Origin of the sequence: Burkholderia aenigmatica (genome assembly GCF_902499175.1) — a bacterium.
Taxonomy (GTDB): Bacteria; Pseudomonadota; Gammaproteobacteria; order Burkholderiales; family Burkholderiaceae; genus Burkholderia; species Burkholderia aenigmatica.
The window spans coordinates 56,090-75,686 of sequence record NZ_CABVQC010000045.1 but is presented as its reverse complement, the minus strand read 5'-3'; the positions used below and the strand labels follow the sequence as shown (position 1 = coordinate 75,686).

Genomic DNA, 19,597 nt, shown 5'->3' with positions numbered 1-19,597 from the left:
ATCCGCGTTTTACCCCCGGTTCTGCTGGCGCCATTACGCCGCCCATCCCCGGCTCCTTTACGCCGCCCCGCGACATGTGCGGCACCCGTTAACCATTCCTTAAGCATGCGTCATCATGATCTTTCGAAGCGGGCGTCGATCCGCGACTGTCGAGAGGCTATGGCGATGGATTCAACGGTGCGGTATGCGGTACTGGCAGCGACGATTTCCAGCGAACTTTCCGGGCGCCTTGCCAAAAAGGCAGCGATCAATCCCGTGCCGCGGTTCGATTCGCTTTCGTATGCCCTGCCAGAGGGCAATGCAGCGATCATGTCATCGCGATCAACCGAAACGGAGTCGGCATGCGCGTTTTGGTAGTAGAGGACGATGCGCTGATTGGCAATGGTTTGCTGCGCGGGCTACGGCATTCGGGGTTTGCTGTCGACTGGGTTCGGGACGGCGAGGCCGCGTCGACCGCATTGCGCTCCACACAATACGGTCTGATCCTGCTCGATCTGGGACTCCCCGGCGAAGACGGTTCATCGGTTCTCGCAAGGTTGCGCCAACGAAACGATCCGACGCCGGTCATCATCGTCACGGCCCGCGATGCCATTGGCGATCGCGTGGCCGGCCTGGATGCCGGTGCGGATGACTACCTTGTCAAGCCTTTCGCGCTGGAAGAGCTGCTCGCGCGCATCCGCGTCGTTTTCCGCAGGCAAACGGGAAGCCCGCAAACCGTGTTCCAGTCCGGCACACTGCGGCTCGATCCCGCGCAACACCGCGTCTGGCTCCGGGCCGAAGAAGTGCCGCTTACGGCGCGGGAGTTTGCCATCCTGGAGGAACTGATCCGCCGTCCAAAGGGGATCGTTAAGCGTGAGCAACTCGAGGAATGCCTCTACGGATGGAACGAGGAAGTCGAGAGCAACACGGTCCAGGTTCACATTCACCATCTGCGCCAGAAGCTCGGTACGGACGTCATCGTGACCGTACGAGGCATCGGCTATCGAATCGGAGCACCTGGATGAAATCGCTCAGGCGCAGACTCCTGCTCTGGCTCGTGCCCGCGACATTGTTGATTGGCGTAATCGCCAGCGCAACCACGTACTGGGGTGCGTTGACCGAAATCGACGAGTTGCTGAGCGATCAGTTGAAGGCGGTCGCCCGGCACGTGAACGTCGATGCCAACGGCCGCCTGTCACTGACGGGTGTCAGGCAAAGTGACGACACCAGCTTGTCGGGCCAGCAATCGCACGGCGTATTGCTTGAAATCTGGCGTGGATCGGGTGTTCTTTTCAGCACCGACCCTGACTCGTCGCTGCCCCCGCCACGAGGCCCCGGGCTCGTTGACGTCGCCAGTCGAGGGCAGCTATGGCATACCTACGTGTATCGGAGCGGCGACACCCTGATTCGTGTCGCCCAGGTACAACGCGCACGCTGGGAGGCCGTCGCGGAAATCGCAATGCATCTGCTGTGGCCGGTTCTATCGTTGCTCCCCGTTCTTGCACTCTTTCTATGGTTCGGCATCGGCTACGGATTGCACCCGCTTCGCGAGATCGCATCGACGCTTCGACGACGCGACGCCGACAACATGCAGTCGATCGACACGGCAACGATGCCCGGCGAAGTCGTTCCTCTGGCCGACGCTATCAACGATCTTCTGCGCCGACTCGACGAGTCGTTCTCCATACAGCGACGCTTCATTGCCGACGCCGCCCATGAACTGCGCACACCGATCATGGGGCTCGGCATCCAAGCCGAGCTGCTTCCCCTTGTCCGGGACGAACAGGAACGCGACGCGATTGTCACGCAGATCCGAATCGGTACGTCCAGGCTCGCGCATCTGGCGGAGCAGTTGCTGACGCTGGCGCGCCTCGCGCCGCAGGCCCCGGACACCCTGTCCGAACCGATCGACATTGCCGCGATCGCGCTCTCCGTCGTGGGCGATCGGGAACGCGTTGCGCAGGCTCATCATGTTGACTTGGGGTTGGTTGCCGCGGGGGCCGTGATCGTTCGTGGAAATCAGGAAGAGCTGCGGATTTTGCTTAACAATCTGGTCGACAATGCGATCCGGTACGCTGGCGCGGGCGCAAGCATCGATGTCGTGGTCGAGAAAGACGGAGATCGTCCAGTACTGGAAGTTCGAGATACCGGGCCGGGTATCCCCGATAACGAGTTGACGCGAGTGTGGGAGCGTTTCTATCGCGGTGCGGGGCAGCACGCTTCGGGAACTGGCCTGGGTCTCTCGATCGTGCAAGGTATCGCGGAGCACCACCAGGCGGAGTTGCAGATGACCAACCGGGACGACACACGGGGACTCAGCGTTCGAGTCATTTTTCCTCGTCAAGCCAGTTGAGAAGAAGCAACCGGATTCCTGCCATGTCGCGCCTGGACATGTTCCTCTCCCCCTGCTACGCCCTTGAGCGCTTCAGGGGGGGGCGTGACGTGATCAGGGGGCGACGGGGTTGCCGGTCGTATCCTTGACCTTGACCTTCCATTGGCCCTCGATCTCGCTGATCACCGATTGCGGCAGCGAAATGTAGTCGAGACTGTCGGCGGCCGCGGTGCCGTTCCTGAATGACCAGTCGAAGAACTTGAGCGTTTCCTTCGCCTGCTCCGGCTTATCCTGTACCGTATGCAACAGCACGAACGTCGCGCCGACCACCGGCCACGCATTCTTGCCAGGCTCGTTCGTCAGAATCTGATAGAACGATTTCTTCCAGTCTGCACCGGCCGCGGCAGCTTTGAAGGTTTCGGTCGTCGGCTCGACCACCGCACCCGACTCGTTCTTCATCGCCGTGTAGATCATCCGGTTTTGCTTGGCATACGCCCACTCGACGTAACCGATCGCGCCCGGCAGACGCTGCACGAACGCGGCGACGCCATCGTTGCCCTTGCCTCCCGAACCGGTCGGCCATGCCACGGTCGTGCCTTCCCCAACCTTGCTCTTCCACTCGGGGTTGACCTTCGACAGGTAGTTCGTCCAGATGAAACTCGTACCCGAACCGTCCGCGCGACGAACTACGGCGATGTCGAGGTCAGGCAGCTTGACCTTGGGGTTCAGCGCAACGATGGCCGGATCGTTCCACTTCTTGATCTTCCCGAGGTAGATGTCGCCAAGCACCGGGCCGGACAACGTGATTTCTCCAGCCTTCATCCCCGGCACATTGATCGCCGCCACGACACCGCCAACGACGGTCGGGAACTGAAACAGGCCGTCTTTCGCCAGTTCGTCATCCTTGAGCGGTGCGTCCGAGCCCGCGAAATCGACGGTCTTGGCCTGTATCTGCTTGATTCCGCCCGACGAGCCGATCCCCTGGTAGTTGATTTTTCCACCGCCCGACTTGTGATAAGCATCCGCCCATTTGGCGTAAATCGGTGCAGCGAACGTGCTGCCCGCACCGGTGATGTCCACCGCATGAACAAGCGACGAGGAGAGCATCGTCAGCATCAGAACCGGGATCGCTTTCAATTTCATTTCCATTCCTTCCGAGTGTGGTAGCGCGGGACGATAGCGGTCACATGTGACAGTTTCGGGACAGTATTGCCGAGCTCGCGCGCGCCGGCTCCGCGCACGACCGCACGCACCGTCAATCGCGCCGAAGGATCGAGCCGCACCAGTCAAGATAGACCCTCGTTGTGCCGACGCCGCACGGCGGATCGCCGCGCGCCACTTATCTTGGTGTCGGACTTTCACGCCGCATCTCGGCGACACCAGCTCAGTTCCGGTGTGGCTCCGTGAGATGCGATCCGATCATAGTAGGTGCAGATTCACCGACGTCACGGCAAGCATCAAAGCATGGATGAAATCCTGATTTTTCCCACTGCCGCTCGGATATTCGCTTTGGCCAGCTATGACACAACCTCGTCGATTCGAAGCACTCGCTGCCCGCATTAGTCACGCGGAGCAAACCGATGAGCGCCATCGGTTGCATGTTAGTTTTCAGGGCCGACGATGAGATCGCTATACATCGCAGAGCGGTAGTGTCCCGGCTCGTTGCAAAACACGAGGTATCTTCCAGGCTTCAGTGAAAATCGCGCTGTTACGATCTCGCGCTGATTCAGGTCCTCGATACCCTGTAGCCCTTTCAGCTTGTCTTCGGCCACCTGCTGTGTTTTTGAATAGTAGGGCAACGCTACATCGGAGCCGGACCATCGAATGATCATAAACTCGTGCTTCATCGTATGCGACTCGTTCTCTATCGTGAACTCGACGGGACCGGCCGCGACCTTCGACGGGCTTAGACTCAGCGACATCCTTCCATTTTCCCCGTCTGAAAGCCTCACCCTAACCGAAGCCGGCTCGGCGGCCCATACCGACGACGAGATAATCGCGAGTGCGATGACTCGGGTCCCCATAAACAAGATTTTCGGCAACATGGGCTGCCTCCTTCATAGAGATGCATTGATTTTGTTGAATCGCATGTGTGCACGCCGCGTCGCCCACGGCGCTAGTGATGGGCGTACAACGCGTGTTGCGACTTGCTCAACGACATCCTGCCGGTTTGCTGGCCGGCCTCCATTCCGCCGTAGCCCGACTCGTCCGGCCCTGGAAAATTAATTCTGGCTCGAGGCGGCACCCCATGTCGATCGGTCGACTCCCGCTGAGTCTCCCCCCACTGGTGTGCACCGCGTATTCCGGGTGGTGTTGCTGACGCGTAGAGCGGCGCCGTGGCGGCAAGCACGCTGGCGATCAGGAGCAAAGATTTCATCGCAAGCCCTCCAATGACACTTCATCCCGCGTTCATCCGAACTGGCCACCGCAATGCACAACACGAATGTCCAGCTGATGTCATCAGCGTAGGATTTGCACCTTAAGGCTTCCTTATCGCAGTCGTGATTGCGCATACTGCGCCAACGGCGATCAGAGTTCAGGTTAATGATGACCTGGCGTTTCGTTCGAAGATGATCGGTGGTCGCCAGCCTCAGGAGTAAGCGTTCATGTTCCAGCGAAATAGCCAATGGCGCGACGAAAGCGGACTGGCCGCTGTGGCATTGGACTTGCTATCGATGACGGGCGCTGCAGGAAGCCGGCTGCCGCTATAGTCGTTGCGACGATGGATAACGACATGCCGGCCACCACGCTTTCGCGCGCGATCTGCCGTGACCGTCGTGCGATGCGCATCGCATCCACGAGTCGATCCAGACGATCGACGAGCGACGCCACGTCGGCGGCTTCGGAAGACGCAGCCGCTCCCCACGCGCTCATCGCGATCCCGACATTGGGACCCTCCAGCGCCGGCGTATCGTTCACACCGTCGCTAACCATGTTTGCCCTTTCCGAATGCGCCGTTCAATGGGGATGGCTGGGCAGCGTCTCGACTTTTCTGCGGTCGAAACTGATCGTCTTGCCAATCATTCCTCCGTTCATTGGCTTGCGTAGGCGCGCACTCTCGCCTGCCCGGCCATGACGCCCTTGTAGCTCGAGGAGCCGCAACGCTCGCTCCTTTGAACGGACACACTGATTCCGGACTTTTAAGCAAAATTTAATTCTGGCGACCTACGGTGGAATGGTCGTGTCATGAAATAGCCGTGTGGGCGGCTATGCGCAGTGCGTTCGGCACGGCGCGATGGGAGCGTAGTCATGGCAAGCATCGGGTTCAAGCGTATCGGGCTTACCAGTCTGGCCATTGCAGCCGTGTCCGCGAGTTGCATGGGGAAGGAATCACTGTCACCTGCAACGGCGCCACGCGCTCCGCAGGCTGTTTTGTCCGCAAGCCCGGGTTTCACGGCCTACCCGGGAATCGTGTCCGACTTCGAGAACATGACGCGAATCGACGGCCCCGCCGTCGTGACCGTCAAGGTGTCCAGGACCGACACAATACCGAGTGTGCGGCAACTGTGGCCCCCGCCAGGCAGCGCGAACGTGCCGTTCCTCGGTTTCTTCGAGGAATTTTCACCTCCACCCGGCGCCGATCGCGGTGCCCTGGCACAGCGGCACGCCAGCGGCTTCATCATCTCGTCGGACGGCAACATCCTCACCGATGCCGGCGACGTTGCGGGCGCATCGAGGATCTCCGTTACCCTCGCCGACGGGCAAACGTACCACGCACGGTTGATCGGCAGCGATCCGGCGAGTGGTGTCGCGCTGCTTCATGTTCATGCGACGGGTCTGGCTGTCGCCCGGATCGGATCACCTGCGATGCTTAAGGCCGGCGAATGGGTCGCCTCGATCGGTTCGCCCTACGGGCTGGGAACCTCGATCGTCAAAGGTGTCGTCAGCAACCTCTCCCGTCTGCTTCCCGATCAATCGTACGTTCCGTTGATCCAGACCGATCTTACGGAACACTCCGGGGACGGCGGTAGCCCGCTCCTGAACCTCAAGGGTGAAGTCGTCGGTATCGAAACGCCACCTCCGGACGACGGCAACGTGTATCAGGGTCTCGCCTTTGCGATACCCATCGACAAGGCCATGAAGGTCGAACGCCAGTTGAAGTTGCATGGCAAGGCCGTGCATGGACAACTCGGAGTCTCGGCGAAGGAGGAGACGCCCCCGCTTGCCAAGGCGTCCCGGCCGATGCGGCCAAACGATCGAGTCACGGACGCAGGTTGAGCAAGTTTCGCTGCCGGCAGCTCGGTATGGCGCACATTCAAGGAGTCGGTCATGACGTACTCGTCCAGAACAGCGCTCGGCGTCGTCGCCGTGACGATTGCCGTGTTCACCCATGACGCGTTTTCCGCCGAGCAGGCATCACTGCCGCAGCCCGAACACGCTGGCAACGTGACCTATCTATCCGGCGGCATCGGTAGTGATCAATCGGCCGCAATCAAACAGCAGATGGGCAAGTATCCGCTCGTGCTCGAGTTTGCGGGGCATACGAGCAGCGGGAACGACTATTTGGCCGATGTTCCTGTCAAGATCGTCGATGCACATGGCAAGACCGTGCTTTCGACACGAACCACCGGGCCATTCCTGCTCGTCTCGATGCCCGACGGGCGCTATACCGTGTCGGCCACCTATAACAGGCAGACCATGCGGCGAAGTGTCGACGTACGTGAATCGTCCCATGCCCACTCGATGTTCGTCTGGACAATGTAGCTCGACCTCTAGGAGCCTGCCCCATCTGCTCGGCCAAGGTGTCGGGCATGGCAGCGACCCGGAAAGCATGAGAGACGGCTGCATCGAAGGAGTCGACATGGACGAGAATCCGACCGAGCCGGTGGGGCCCGACATCAAGCGTCGCCGTTGGCTGATCGCGACATCCGTCGCGAGCGGCATCGGCGGCATCGCAGCCGCCATCCCTTTCGTTGATTCCCTGACACCACCCGCCAATGCGCTGGCCGCTGGCGCACCGGTCAAGGTCGACATCGGCCGCTTGACCGAAGGCGCAATGTTGACCGTTGCATGGCGCGGGAAGCCAGTGTTCATCGTCGACCGCTCGCCGGCTATGCTTGAAAGCGTCATCAAGGCGACTCCGCTCGTCGCTGATCCTGACTCGCGCCACGCCTTCTCAATGCCATTGCCGCTCTATTGCCAAAACACCTTTCGCTCGCGAGCGGACCATCGGAACATTCTGGTCGTGGTTGGCGTCTGTACGCACCTCGGTTGTACACCGACACCTCGGTTTCAACCAGGGTCTCAGCCAAACCTGCCGGATAACTGGCCAGGCGGCTTCCTGTGTCCCTGCCACGGCTCGACCTACGATCTTGCCGGACGGGTATTCCGCGACAAGCCAGCACCGCAGAACCTCGACGTGCCACGTTACATGTTCTTGTCGCCGACCGAACTGTTGATCGGTCAGGACGAACATGGGGCCGCGTAGCCTTCCGAGACGATGCGCCGGAACGCTGCATATCGATCGAAACAAAAATCCGCCAGGACGAACGCTCGACCGCGCGCCGTCGATGTACTCTTGTGCCACACTGCGATGCAATTTCGTCAACGGATCCCACCTCGGGCCGCATCGACACGGAGATCACCGATGAACAATTGGCAGATGGCGATTGCAACAGGGTTCTGTGTACTGCTTGTGGCGTGTTCGCGCCGAGACGGCGTCTTCTCCCTATCCCCCGTATTCGCGGAGCAATCGAGCCTATCTGCGTCCGAGGTCGCGAACTGCGTCGTCCATCGCTGGAAATCAAGTACGCGGCAACTGCATCGCGCGGAAGGTGCCGGGGCGATCCTGCTTCGTGCCGAATCATTCTTCCGCGGCGTGCCGATCGGATTGCGCGTCTTGACTGACGGACGGCACTCCCGCGTCGAATACTTCCGCCGGCGCCGTACAGACCCGCTGTACGGGTCGATGGTGCGCGGATGCCTGCGTCCCGATGTGATCCGTGGCACAGCCGGCACGCCGGCCGTTCCGCGATCATGACAGGCCGCGCGACGCACGAGGCTCGGGATCCGGCTCGATCGTTTGACAGCACCTGCGCACAATTTAAGCTCACCGCTCGCGTCAGTCGCGGCTCGCCATGCGCGAGGCGGCCGGCCTCTCATTCCATCGGCTTCATTGCAATACCCGCCACATGCGTGCGCCAGATGTCGCACTTTGCCTTCACGGGAAGCCAGGCAGCACGCTGTCGAAGGCGTGCGGAAGCGCGAATAGTTTCCGTTGAATGCACAGACAGTCCATTGTCGGCACTCCCGTCTATCGCGCGAAACGCGCGAACTTTGCCCTCAGCAGACGACCGTCAGGTGCAAGATACATGTCGTATTTCGACGAGGTTCGAATCCATCGGTCGATTTCCGCGACGCAATCGATGACGACCGGACGAACATTAATACGCGCCAGATAACGATAATCCTCTGAAATCGTATCGTCAGCGCTGCATCGTGCCGCATACGCAAACAGAAGCATCAACGCGGAGAAAAAGATGAGCGGCCCCTCCATGAGTAGTACCGGACGAGGTTAATCATGTCCTGTACCGCGAACCGATGCCCTCGAGGTCACCGGTGATCTCCGGGGAAATAACGCGTGGAAAGCGCTTCATACAGCGGCGGAGCGAAGAATCGCGACACGCGGCTGGCAATCAGGGCCGTGGCCATCAGCGAAATGACGGGCGCATGGCCGTTGATCATCTCGATGACGATCACGAACGCCGTGATCGGGCTCTGCGTAACCGCGGCGAGATAGCCGACCAGCCCGAGCGCGATCAGCATCTGCAACTGCATTCCCGAAAACACGATGTGCAGCGTATTGCCGATGCTCGCACCGATCGCCAGAGACGGTGCGAACAGGCCACCCTGTGCTCCGGGAAGTTGGGGCATTCGCCGATGTCGATCATGTAATGAGGATTCAGCCCGTGCCAAGGATACAAGTCATCACAGCATAGCAGACGTCGTGATAATCGAGCGACAACTCGGATGAGCCGTTCCGAGGTTCGTTTCGGGCAATCAGGCGTGGCGGCTTACCGCCCGGCGACAGCTCGACCTGAACTGCGGACGGACCAAGCCATTCAAGCCCGGATCAGGACGATAACTGTTCAAATGCAGCGAGCGCGTGCATGGCGTACATCATCGAGGGACCACCTCCCATATAAACGGCGGTTCCTAGCACGTCCTCTAGTTCGGCGCGTGTGGCGCCCAGCTTGACGAGAGCTTGGACGTGAAAGCCAATGCAGTCATCGCATCGGTCCGCGACTGCGATGCCGAGCGCAACAAACTCTCGCATTTTCTTGCTCAGTGCGCCATCCTTGGTGCCGGCTGCAGCCAATTGACCGAATGCGGTCATTAACTCAGGCTGGGACCCGCGCAGGTGACGCATGAGGCCCGATACGTCGTTGACGACCGCTTTGAAATCGGGTATCCCGCTCATAAAGTTGCTCTCCTTGATCAATCGCGAAGCAAACGTCACGTGACGCTGATGCGCGCGAGCAGCCGGGCGACTTGCGACCGGCCAAGTTCGAATTATTTAGCGTCGGTCTTCGACGCCGAGCACGTCTTCACGCCCAGAACGCTGTACAGAGGGCAGATGCGCACGATGCCTGTCAGGAGTGGCACGATGCCAAGCCAGCCCCACAAGCCAACGTGCCCTGTTACGGTCAATCCGATCAATATCAGCCCAATGAATATTCGCAGGGCGCGGTCGATATTTCCAACATTTGCTTTCACAACAGACTCCTCGGTGATCATGAGGTGGCATGTTCTCTTAACTGAATGAGTTTGCGGCCCCTTACGGCTGGCTCTTGATTCACCCCATTCTTTGCACATTCTGGGTTTTGACCAGCGTTTCGCCATGATGTAACTCAACTTCGAGTGAAACGACGAATCGCACCCTTCGCGCTTCCATAGCAGGCTGCCGGAAAATTGTTATGACGGCGCCTACCCCCCGATTCACGGGTGCGTTGCCGGTCGTACAAGTCGCGTAAGCGGCGCGTGGGGTGTTTAAGAAGTCTGTAAACTTCGACGCAGCCCTCCCCGGACGTTTATCAACAGTTCGATAGAGCCAGCCATCTCTATGCGCGAGCGTCTCGATACACCGACCGTCGCGCCGACGTATTCCCTCCCCCATAGCCGGCCCGCATCCACGACACCAAGCGCGAAGCTCAATGACTGCATGGAATGCGCAAGTGGCGATATGTGTCGCAATGTTGCCGGTTGATCGCCCAAATCGGTTACGCGATTCAATAGCGGGCATCAGCCGGCTTGCCGCCCACGGGCCAGTCTCGAATCTTCCCAGGGAAGTCTGGGCGCGGCTGCTGTGTGAAATACGCTGCGACGTCGAGGGCATCCTGATCGCTCAAGCCGCCCTGTGCTAGTGGAAAGCCGCTGTGCGATCCGATCGGCATGTTGTGCTTGACGAAGGCGGCAGCAGTATAAAGTCGCGCCATGCCCGCCCCGACGTTGAACGACTGCTCGCCCCACAACGGCGGATAAATGTACTGCCTCTCCGACCCTATCGCCCCCTCGCCGTTCGCACCGTGGCACGACGCGCATTGCGCCGCATACACCGCTTTGCCGTGGGCCACGTCAGGTGTCAGGTGCGTGTCGATCTTCCCCACACCGCGCCCCGGTACCTTTTCGTTTGGCCGGGCTCCGTCCTTCATCCAGTCGAAGTACGCGATCATCGCCTTCATATCCGCGGAATCGACAGGTATCGGCTTGCCGTTCATCGAACGTTGGAAGCAGCTATTGATGCGCTCCGCCAACGAAATCACCTTCCCCGCGCGCGACGAATAACTCGGGAATTGCGGGGAAACGCCCACAAAAGGCGATGCGTGCGCAACGGTCCCTCCTTCGAGATGGCAGCTGGCGCAGTTGAGCGAATTGCCGACGTTGCCCGGCAAAAGCGCTTTCGTTTCCAGATGCAACTGCATGCCGCGCACGAGTTGCGCCGCATTCGGCTGATCGAGCATCGCAGCGAAGCGCGGCGTCTCGAACGCCGATGGCGTGGGCGTCTTTACTCCCAGTTCCCGACGCAGTTTGCCCACATCGGACGCGCTTACTGGAGCCTGGCGATTGCCCCACGAAGTGCGGACGAAGGTCAGGATATCGGCCAGTTCTCGGTCGGACAACAGGTTGAAGGCCGGCATCGTATAGACCTTCGGATGGGCGGCGGTCTTCGGGGTCTGCCAACCGGTCAGCACCACGTGAATCGACGAAACTGGATCGGCAGACAGCACGGCCGGGTTCTCCGACAGCGGCGGAAACACGGCGGAAAAGCCACGACCGTCGACCTGATGGCAAGCGGCACAAAACTGGAGATAGGCGAGACCGCCGCGGGTCGTCAACAGGCCCGTGGGTTCCTTGGTAGTGTGTTGCGCACCGGATGCCCGCTTCGCCTCCTCGCCAGGCGAATTCGCAGGCAGTGATGTCAGATATATCGCGATCGCACTGAGATCCAAATCGCTCGTGTATTGCGTGCTATGACGAACCACGTCGCTCATGCCACCTGCTGCATAGGTATAGCGGTTTTGCCCGGTCTTGAGCAACGCAACGAGGTCAGCGGCGGTCCACGATCTGCGCAGATTGACGGCGCGCCAAGAATCGACCGTCGCCCCGGAAAGATAGGCGCTGCCATCACTGCCCGCATCGGACAGGGCTTTTTCCTGAAACCCGATACCGCGCGGTGTATGGCATGCACCGCAATGGCCCAGGCCCTGCACGAGGTACGCGCCGCGGTTCCAGATGGCATCGTGCTTCAGATCGGGGATGTAAGGCTTGTCGTCGAGGAAGAGCCCGTTCCAGACAGCGAGCGTCCAGCGCATATTGAACGGCCACGGAATGTCGGGAGCCTTGTTCGCACGACTCACCGGCGCGACACCGTGTTTCAGATATGCAAACAGCGCGCGCATGTCTTGGTCGGTCATCTTTACGTACGACGGATAAGGCATCGCGGGATAGAGATTGTGACCGTCCGCGGCGATACCTTTTCGCATGACCCGCTCGAATTGGGCGAAAGTATAACGACCGATGCCCGTCGCGTCGTCGGGCGTGATATTGGTTGAATACACGGCGCCGAACGGCGTATTGAGCGGCAGACCACCGGCCATCGGTTTGCCATCAGATACGGTATGACAAGCGACGCAATCGCCGAGGCGGGCGACATAAGCCCCATGCGCGACAAGATCGGCATTCGATACCTTGGGAGAGTCTGATTGAGCAGCCCCTGCGTAATGGCCGCATGTCGCCAACGCGGCGACAATCCAACGTGTGAGCGTTCGATAATTCATGTCGTATCGGTATCTGTCGGCACATTGTGGGACCGACGCAAGCCTTGCGCGAGGTTCTGTCGAGCCTCTAAAGATCAGCGGATGGGATCGGTTATCTCTCCGACGGCCGCCCTCTACTGCGCCGCGTACTCACCCGGTTCAAATTACTTGAAAGTCGGCATAGACTGCGGCTATTTTGCGTAATGGAATCCGGATTGCTGAAGCTCCACGAGCGTCGCGACCGCTCCGGGTGTAACAATCACGCCTGGAAGTACGTGATTGGTCAGTTCAGCGGCGAGTGCCTCGAGCGACAGTTTGTCTGGGTTCGTTCCGGCATCGATCAGTTTCTGGGCGGTCTCCCAGATGGAGTTATGACAGCCCAGAAAAACGGCACCCCGTCGCTGCAGCACGGGGATGCTAGTGTCATGTGGCGACAAGACCCCGCGGAGAATCTCTTGATCGGTCGCATCTGCAGTCGCTCCAGCACGTTCGTTGATGAAGGCGTTGGATGCGAACTTGCCACCGGTCAGTCTCGCAAGTTCATATTTGTCCCACATAGCCTGATCGAACAATGCAAGATGCGCCGTGCCGTGCGTGGCCGACACGACCAGAAAATCCGGATGTTTGAAGGACCAGATCTGCGCATTCAGCGCATTGCGCATGAGATTCAGCCAGGGACCGGCCAATTCCGTGTTGTCCCATACTTGACGAGGGCCGCCACGATACGCGATGACCTCGGCGAGCGCCTCATCATCCCACTGTTGAGGACGCTCCAGGATCATCGGAACGGTCTTGAATGATCGGCGTCGCGGAGCATCAGCCAAGTGCTGCGTCAAGTGCCTGAGCGTCGAGGCTCCCTCCGGCAACGACGCAGACAGCTCAGCCGGACGCGCCGCGCGCGGGTGGCTGATCCCCCCAAGCAATGCCGCGCCCGCCGTGACGCCGATCGTCTTGAGCGTCGCGCGTCGTGTGGTGGTCTCCGACATGTAATGATCTCCCGTTGGTATGGTCTATTCGACCCGCTTGTCCTCGGCCCCCGCTTTGCAGAAAATTCGCTGGATGCCTCCGTCCGAACGTTCGGCCCGCCCGCTCGACGTAGGCCGCTTATTCCAAAAAGGAATAAGCATATTCTAATTCGCAATTTAGAATTCGCACGTGCCGTGCGTCAATTCGGCGCAATGCGATGAACGCATTCCGTGTTTGGTGTGGTCCATGTGGCGATCCCGCCGACCGGCGTTTCAGCACAGACCGCGCGTGCGGCGCCGAGCTTTCACCGACACGCCACTAGACAGATCGCGTACCCGAGTGCTAGTGTGGCCACCTCTCGTCCGATCCGCACTGTGGCCTCCGTGCTCTGGGCCTTCGGGCGGATAGTCGTGATACGTGAGGAGCCGTGTTTCAAGCAGCAAAGCCAACAGTCTATGGATAGAGCGATCTAGCTCGTGTATGCCGCCCTCTGAAACGTCGCAGAGAGCCGTGCCGACATTCTGCATGAACGGGAAATCGCCCACGACGACGGCGTCGCTGTTTTGGTACGCCACATCGGCGGGACGATTGCCACGAACATGGAGCGCCCTGCCCGTCACGCCCCTCTCGAGCCGGCGCCGCAGTCGTCAGCGGGCTCAAGTAGGATCGCAGGAGTTCAGCCGGCGCCTGATTTACCCGCTTACGCAGTCGTTCCACCGATGCATTGCCCGGCAGACAGCCGCGTGCCTCAGTCTGCACGATTACGCATCCAGTCCGCGGTTTCACCGAAGGAGTGGAGCAGCCGCTCGCGCAGTTCCTTTGGCAGGTCGATTTCTCTCATCGCCATTGTCATGCAGTCGACCCATTGATCTCGGTCCGCTGATGCAATGGGATACGGCATATGCCGTGCACGCAGGCGGGGATGGCCAAAACGGCTAACGTAGTGATCCGGACCACCGAGCCAGCCGCACAGGAACCAGAACAACTTATTTCGCGTGTCGTCGAGCGTTGGCGGATGCATCGCGCGAAGCTGCTTGAATTTGGCTTCGAGATCCATCAGGTCATAGAAGCGGTCGACGAGCTCGCGCACTCGTACCCCCCCCCCAATGAGATGGAAGGCCGTTGTTTGCTCGATATCTTCGTGAGGTAAATCAGCCATTTAGGAAATCCTTATGAAAATTGCAGAAATGATGGAGCCAGGTTCATATGCCGGCATGGCGAAAGTCTCAAAAAATAAACAAGAACGTCAGGGGCGGTGGCGATGCCGCGAGCGAGCTGTGCACGCTTTCATCGATTCGCTCCAACATTATTTTTTGCGGCTCCACGATAGTGCCGAGCGCATGACGCCCCCTGTAGCGCGACCGCCTACCGGCAGCTGGCGTCCTGCGCCGATTTCGACACGCACTAGTTCGCTCAGCATCTGAGCCAAATTGATTTCGCGCGGTGTCCGAGGAACTACGCGCAGAATCGAGACTCCGCCCACACGCAGCCTATCTATCCCGGACGGCCAGTCGGGCGGACCGAGCTGCGCTCGCCCGGCATGATCGCAACCCATCAAGCGGCAAATGCTCTCTCCCCCGTGCACGCAATTGACGATCGGGCATTGCGAATCAGAAACCTGCCGGCGGTGCAGCACCGGCAGTTCGATCTCGCACGCCGCGCCGCGCGCATGCTTAAGCGCTTGCATAGCGTCGCCCGCGCACACCGCATTCATGACCCACCGCGTGGCCCCCCACTCGACAAGTCGGCGTAGTGTGCTCGCGCCGTCGCATGGAATCTCGGGCCCTGCGACGAAAGACGCATTCCCTGCCAGCAACGCCAGCGAGTTCGCATCCCCGGCCTCGATCCGGAACCCGGATTCTCTGATCCACTTTGTAGCGCTGTCGGCGGCGACTTCCTCGCTCGATCGGCGGACAGACAACACGACCTCCTTTCCGCTCGACGCAAGTTCGCGAGCAATTGCCAGCCGCTCCCGACGTTGAACGACGGGGCGCGACGAACACAGGACGTTCCCGATATACACGATGTCCACGGACGACAACGCCACGGCATCGTAGAAGTTCGTCACTGCGTCACGGGACCAGCATGCAGGAAGGGGCGCAATGGAGACTTTCATGAGCGTTTGCATGTTCGATGTGCACCGGAGGGATAACGCACAAAGCGGAAAAGGCCCTTCCCGGCGGGTCCGCCATCCGCACATTCAGCCGCTCTCTGACCACCACTCGCCTTTGCTGCGTGGCGGCCAGCAAGCCATGCGCCGCCATAAACAGCCCGATCATCGCCGCGTGAATCAACCACGAGAGATACCAAGCGCCGTAATCCCGGACCACCACGCCACCTCGACGCGTCGTGCTCCGCCTTGACCTTGCCGCGCATTATGTGAAGTCGCCAGCTCATCTACGCGAGAATGAACACGCCGACACATGCTGCCGTCCAGGTCAAGATGTTCGCAGCGCGACGCGGCATTCCCGATAGTCCGGCTCTCGCAGGGGGCTCGACAATGACATCAGAAGTAACAACAGGCTTGCGCTTGCAGTACCGATCGCTGGCGCGATGCGCCACCATGAGAGCAACGGACAGTCAGCGAGGGTCGCAAGCAGGTCGAGCTGCATGTCGGCAGGCCCAGTTCGGGGGCAAGCGCCAGAACCGCATGCGCGCGCAAATTGTCACGCCGCGCACCGCCAGGCGGCACGGCGCCCTGCTGTACCGAACCCAGCGCGAGGCTTGACACCGGAGAATGGTCGAGCCCGTGGCATCTGCGGATGCGCGACACTGAAGCCGCCGATGGTAAAGAGCAAGGTCGCACGAATCGCGCCGACTGTCGCGACGCGAAAGTGCCAAAATACTTTCAGTTGGTCGACATTAATTCGGGAAATGATACGTCGAGCAAAGCTCATGAATGACACAAACCTGTTCATGCAGATCCCGACCGTCACGCATCGAAATGCTTTGCATCCAGCGGCGCGCTCTGCCACGGCGACATCCCCCTCCGACCGATACGCCGCAGACATAGAATTGGCACAGTGTTAGGCCGTGCGACAAGCTCGCCTGGCGGCCGAATGATGTGATCTTGCATTGAGGTGGGTTAACAGCAACTTATCAATTGCCTATTATCGCAACTATGCAATAGTATAGTTTGACCGTGGTGCTGGACGATGCGCGACACGGTGCCGCATATGCATACGAAGTCTTGGCTGCCATTGAAAGTTTGTAAGTATAGCTAACGATGGCCGTTCGCGCGCAGATCAGCCTTGTTAGCATAGGATTCTGATTCGGTAAGCGCGCGGATCTCGACACCGTGATGTTGCCCGAAGCGCAACGTCGAAGTTCGCTGCCCTTCGGAAGATAGTGGAGCATCTCGAGGAGACGGTGGTGCGCTCCGGAGTATTCCGCCTACGGATCTAGCCATTCCCTCCTCCACCGCGGTTCCGATACGTGAGTGCGAGCTGGCTTACCGAGTAGCGAGGTCATCAGCGCACGCGTCGCGCCTTGGCCCCAGCCGGCATTGACAGCGAGAAAGTCCGCGCCGGTCTCGCCGACCGTCGTGGACATGACCTTGATGATCCAGAACGAGAGCGCGACGTCAGGAACCTTGTTCAGCCAGGGCGAAGTCGGGCGGTCGAAAGGCGAGAGCATGCCGTTGCCTCCTGAAGATTTGGGGTACAGGCAGTCTGATCGTGCAGACTTAGCTCATCCATAGCGGCGCTGCAAGAGTGGCGCCACTCACCGATCCATCAGGAAGTGATTGATTCGACTGAGAATTATTTTAGGAGCGGAACGCCATGCCCTGTCGCGACTAGATCGGCCTACCCCGGAAAAATGCACTGAAATCAAGGGGACCCCCATTGGGGCGACGGCACCACGTCATCGTCGGACGGCCAGAACTTCCGCACCGGCAGCAAGGCCGAGAGCACCGGCCACATCAATCCGAAATACGGCAGCAGCCCAGGGCGGACGTTCTACACCCATATCTCCGACCAGTACGCGCCGTTCCACACCAAGGTCGTGAACGTCGGCGTGCGCGACTCGACCTACGTGCTCGACGGCCTGCTGTATCACGAATCCGACCTGCGGATCGAGGAGCACTACACCGACACGGCAGGGTTCACGGACCACGTCTTCGCGTTGATGCACCTGCTGGGCTTCCGCTTCGCCCCGCGCATTCGTGACCTGGGCGACACCAAGCTCTACATCCCGAAGGGCGATGCCACCTACGAGGCGTTGAAACCGATGATCGGCGGCACGCTCAACATCAAGCACGTCCGCGCCCATTGGGATGAAATCCTGCGGATGGCCACCTCGATCAAGCAGGGCACGGCGACGGCCTCGCTGATGCTCAGGAAGCTTGGCAGCTACCCGCGCCAGAACGGCCTGGCCGTCGCCCTGCGTGAGCTGGGACGCATCGAGCGCACACTGTTCATCCTGGACTGGCTGCAAAGCGTCGAGCTGCGCCGCCGCGTGCATGCCGGGCTGAACAAAGGCGAGGCGCGCAACGCGCTGGCCCGCGCCGTGTTCTTCAACCGCCTGGGGGAAATCCGCGACCGCAGCTTCGAGCAGCAGCGCTACCGGGCCAGCGGCCTCAACCTGGTGACGGCGGCCATCGTGCTATGGAACACGGTCTATCTGGAGCGGGCCGCGAACGCCTTGCGTGGCCACGGTCAAGCCGTCGATGACGGCCTGTTGCAGTACCTGTCGCCGCTCGGCTGGGAGCACATCAACCTGACCGGCGATTACCTCTGGCGCAGCAGCGCCAAGATCGGCGCGGGCAAGTTCAGGCCGCTACGGCCGCTGCAACCGGCTTAGCGTGCTTTATTTTCCGTTTTCTGAGACGACCCCTAGTTTCCCGACAATCTGGGCGATTCGCTCAGCGAGCTTCCCGACTGAGCCGCTTTCCATCAGGTCGGATATCTCGTTGATTGCAGCGGCACCGCCGGCGGTATTGCCGTATTCCGCGATCGCGACCGAATTGGCGAAGAGCTGCGGGAGCAATTCCGCCTTGATGTGTTCAACGCTCAGCGTCATTTATGAACTCAGTTATTGATCGACCACCCAGCAAGGGGAGGGGCAATTTCGGGAAATTCGGAACTTCCCATCACGAACTAAAACCCAGTCTGACACGACTCGCACCCAGTTCAAGCCCCCTTGTGAGGCTTACTTGGGCGCCAAGGTGTGAAAAATACCCAGTCTGTTAACGTCAGCGCTGCCCACGTTCTGAAGGGGAAATAGTCGATTCCAGAGTGCCACGTCGGTCCAAACGCGCTAGCTCTGCTGAGACAGTGTCCGATTTCCCAGTATCCGGCGCATCGCATCGGACTGCGTCCTTTCGGCTGCGAGAGCTTTTTCCGCAGCCTCGGCCCGGGCCCTATACAGATCTCGCTGCTGGCTGAGATCCTGACGTAGCGCATCAGTCTGGAGCAGAAGATGCCGCTCGAGTCCCGAAAGGCGGGTGACAGAGGCGCTTAGCTCGCCAAGTTGATCAGCCAACGCCTGGGTCTGCGCAGCGTGCTCGGTACGTTCGTTCTCGATCTGCTCGCCAGCAACCCTAGCTGCAGCTTCCGCGGTCGTGGCTCGGTCGAGTAGCGAGGCTCGCTGCGCTTCCAATCCGGAGATTCTGGCGTAAGCGTCTCGAAGCGCAGATTCGGCCACCTGCACCCGGGCTTTCAGCTCGAGAAGTTCGTCATTGGGAATTTGCTGGCTAATGGCGATCTGCGGTGCCGGAGTGGCGACAGCTGGCACCAAAAACTGCTGGTCGACGCGCAGAGTCAGCGCGGTCGTGGGTTCGGGCGTTGGTGCGGTCAGGGCGATGCCAGACGCGTGCGCTCGGTGGATAGCCTTGCTCCAGGTTTGCGCCGACGGGCGCCGACGGATCAGGAAGGCTTCGAGCAGCCGTTCATAGGTCGATTGTCCGTAAATTCGACCGGTACAACGCGCGACACCGACGATGAATTCGTCGAGAAACCGGCCGTTATCACCGGGCGCCGCGTTCCGATCGGCAGCTTCGGCCGCGGGAATCATCCCGCGCATCTGGGCGTCGGTGAAGGAGATTCGAGGTCGAGCCACGGAA

General features: G+C 60.2%; 19 protein-coding genes and 3 pseudogenes. 8 read left to right on the top strand and 14 right to left on the bottom strand.

Going from position 1 to position 19,597, the window contains the following annotated elements; translation table 11 throughout:
* From BDO18943_RS27815 to BDO18943_RS27805, 3 genes are all read left to right on the top strand, one after another.
* Positions 1-357 (top strand): hypothetical protein (locus BDO18943_RS27815; RefSeq protein WP_210771956.1); only part of this gene is annotated, 357 nt, incomplete at its 5' end.
* Positions 342-1,004, top strand: coding sequence for a response regulator (locus BDO18943_RS27810; RefSeq protein WP_045577986.1), 663 nt, complete (start codon positions 342-344; stop codon positions 1,002-1,004). The genes BDO18943_RS27815 and BDO18943_RS27810, both read left to right, overlap by 16 nt.
* Positions 1,001-2,332: an ATP-binding protein gene (locus BDO18943_RS27805; RefSeq protein ID WP_059464113.1), complete on the top strand. Its 1,332-nt coding sequence runs from the start codon at positions 1,001-1,003 to the stop codon at positions 2,330-2,332. Before BDO18943_RS27810 ends, BDO18943_RS27805 begins: the two co-directional genes overlap by 4 nt.
* Before the next feature lie 93 nt (positions 2,333-2,425).
* Here BDO18943_RS27805 and pstS read toward each other — a convergent pair whose 3' ends face one another.
* The 3 genes from pstS to BDO18943_RS27790 form a co-directional block, all read right to left on the bottom strand.
* Positions 2,426-3,454: a phosphate ABC transporter substrate-binding protein PstS gene (gene pstS, locus BDO18943_RS27800; protein ID WP_059464124.1), complete on the bottom strand. Its 1,029-nt coding sequence runs from the start codon at positions 3,452-3,454 to the stop codon at positions 2,426-2,428.
* Between the two features lie 458 nt (positions 3,455-3,912).
* Positions 3,913-4,356, bottom strand: a complete 444-nt coding sequence (locus BDO18943_RS27795; RefSeq protein WP_045577984.1) for a hypothetical protein — start codon at positions 4,354-4,356, stop codon at positions 3,913-3,915.
* Positions 4,357-4,915: 559 nt separating this feature from the next.
* Positions 4,916-5,245: a hypothetical protein gene (locus tag BDO18943_RS27790; RefSeq protein ID WP_264159813.1), complete on the bottom strand. Its 330-nt coding sequence runs from the start codon at positions 5,243-5,245 to the stop codon at positions 4,916-4,918.
* Between the two features lie 315 nt (positions 5,246-5,560).
* Between BDO18943_RS27790 and BDO18943_RS27785 the strand changes: the two genes are divergently transcribed.
* The 4 genes from BDO18943_RS27785 to BDO18943_RS27770 all read left to right on the top strand — a co-directional run bounded on the left by BDO18943_RS27785 (position 5,561) and on the right by BDO18943_RS27770 (position 8,291).
* Positions 5,561-6,529 (top strand): trypsin-like peptidase domain-containing protein, encoded by a 969-nt coding sequence (locus tag BDO18943_RS27785; protein WP_080938607.1) that lies wholly within the window; start codon positions 5,561-5,563, stop codon positions 6,527-6,529.
* Positions 6,530-6,580: 51 nt separating this feature from the next.
* Positions 6,581-7,015, top strand: coding sequence for a hypothetical protein (locus tag BDO18943_RS27780; RefSeq protein WP_045577974.1), 435 nt, complete (start codon positions 6,581-6,583; stop codon positions 7,013-7,015).
* 97 nt (positions 7,016-7,112) lie between these two features.
* Positions 7,113-7,739, top strand: a complete 627-nt coding sequence (gene petA, locus BDO18943_RS27775; RefSeq protein WP_045577973.1) for a ubiquinol-cytochrome c reductase iron-sulfur subunit — start codon at positions 7,113-7,115, stop codon at positions 7,737-7,739.
* A 159-nt stretch (positions 7,740-7,898) separates the two neighbouring features.
* Positions 7,899-8,291, top strand: a complete 393-nt coding sequence (locus tag BDO18943_RS27770) for a hypothetical protein (RefSeq protein WP_140994548.1) — start codon at positions 7,899-7,901, stop codon at positions 8,289-8,291.
* A 273-nt stretch (positions 8,292-8,564) separates the two neighbouring features.
* Here the strand turns inward: BDO18943_RS27770 and BDO18943_RS27765 are convergent, their stop codons facing one another.
* The 9 genes and pseudogenes from BDO18943_RS27765 to BDO18943_RS27725 form a co-directional block, all read right to left on the bottom strand.
* Positions 8,565-8,807, bottom strand: a complete 243-nt coding sequence (locus BDO18943_RS27765; RefSeq protein ID WP_155745002.1) for a BspC domain-containing protein — start codon at positions 8,805-8,807, stop codon at positions 8,565-8,567.
* A 56-nt stretch (positions 8,808-8,863) separates the two neighbouring features.
* A pseudogene (locus tag BDO18943_RS27760) lies at positions 8,864-9,175 on the bottom strand (chloride channel protein); the annotation flags it as partial.
* A 208-nt stretch (positions 9,176-9,383) separates the two neighbouring features.
* Complete coding sequence (locus tag BDO18943_RS27755) at positions 9,384-9,731, bottom strand: carboxymuconolactone decarboxylase family protein (protein WP_045578425.1); 348 nt, start codon at positions 9,729-9,731, stop codon at positions 9,384-9,386.
* A 92-nt stretch (positions 9,732-9,823) separates the two neighbouring features.
* The gene (locus BDO18943_RS27750; protein ID WP_249175894.1) at positions 9,824-10,048 is read right to left on the bottom strand and encodes a YgaP family membrane protein; all 225 of its coding nucleotides are present in this window, start codon (positions 10,046-10,048) and stop codon (positions 9,824-9,826) included.
* A gap of 491 nt (positions 10,049-10,539) precedes the next feature.
* Positions 10,540-12,588 carry a c-type cytochrome gene (locus BDO18943_RS27745; protein ID WP_175024816.1) on the bottom strand — a complete coding sequence of 683 codons (2,049 nt, stop codon included), beginning with the start codon at positions 12,586-12,588 and terminating at the stop codon, positions 10,540-10,542.
* A 170-nt stretch (positions 12,589-12,758) separates the two neighbouring features.
* On the bottom strand, positions 12,759-13,553 hold the full coding sequence (tetH, locus tag BDO18943_RS27740; protein ID WP_045577970.1) for a thiosulfate dehydrogenase: 795 nt from the start codon (positions 13,551-13,553) through the stop codon (positions 12,759-12,761).
* A 728-nt stretch (positions 13,554-14,281) separates the two neighbouring features.
* A complete protein-coding gene (locus tag BDO18943_RS27735; RefSeq protein ID WP_175024815.1) occupies positions 14,282-14,692 on the bottom strand; it encodes a group II truncated hemoglobin in 411 nt (136 codons plus the stop codon).
* A 147-nt stretch (positions 14,693-14,839) separates the two neighbouring features.
* Entirely contained in the window at positions 14,840-15,649 is an 810-nt protein-coding gene (locus BDO18943_RS27730; RefSeq protein ID WP_140993534.1) for a hypothetical protein, read from the bottom strand.
* Between the two features lie 1,340 nt (positions 15,650-16,989).
* Positions 16,990-17,169 (bottom strand): annotated as a pseudogene (locus tag BDO18943_RS27725) (hypothetical protein); the annotation flags it as partial.
* Between the two features lie 207 nt (positions 17,170-17,376).
* Between BDO18943_RS27725 and BDO18943_RS27720 the strand changes: the two are divergent.
* Positions 17,377-18,336: pseudogene (locus BDO18943_RS27720) on the top strand (Tn3 family transposase); the annotation flags it as partial.
* Between the two features lie 6 nt (positions 18,337-18,342).
* On the opposite strand, the gene BDO18943_RS27715 reads toward BDO18943_RS27720, so the two are convergent.
* Both BDO18943_RS27715 and BDO18943_RS27710 read right to left on the bottom strand, forming a co-directional pair.
* Positions 18,343-18,555 (bottom strand): hypothetical protein, encoded by a 213-nt coding sequence (locus BDO18943_RS27715; RefSeq protein WP_089454849.1) that lies wholly within the window; start codon positions 18,553-18,555, stop codon positions 18,343-18,345.
* Between the two features lie 237 nt (positions 18,556-18,792).
* Positions 18,793-19,593: a hypothetical protein gene (locus tag BDO18943_RS27710; protein WP_137962630.1), complete on the bottom strand. Its 801-nt coding sequence runs from the start codon at positions 19,591-19,593 to the stop codon at positions 18,793-18,795.
* Between the last annotated feature and the right edge of the window lie 4 nt (positions 19,594-19,597).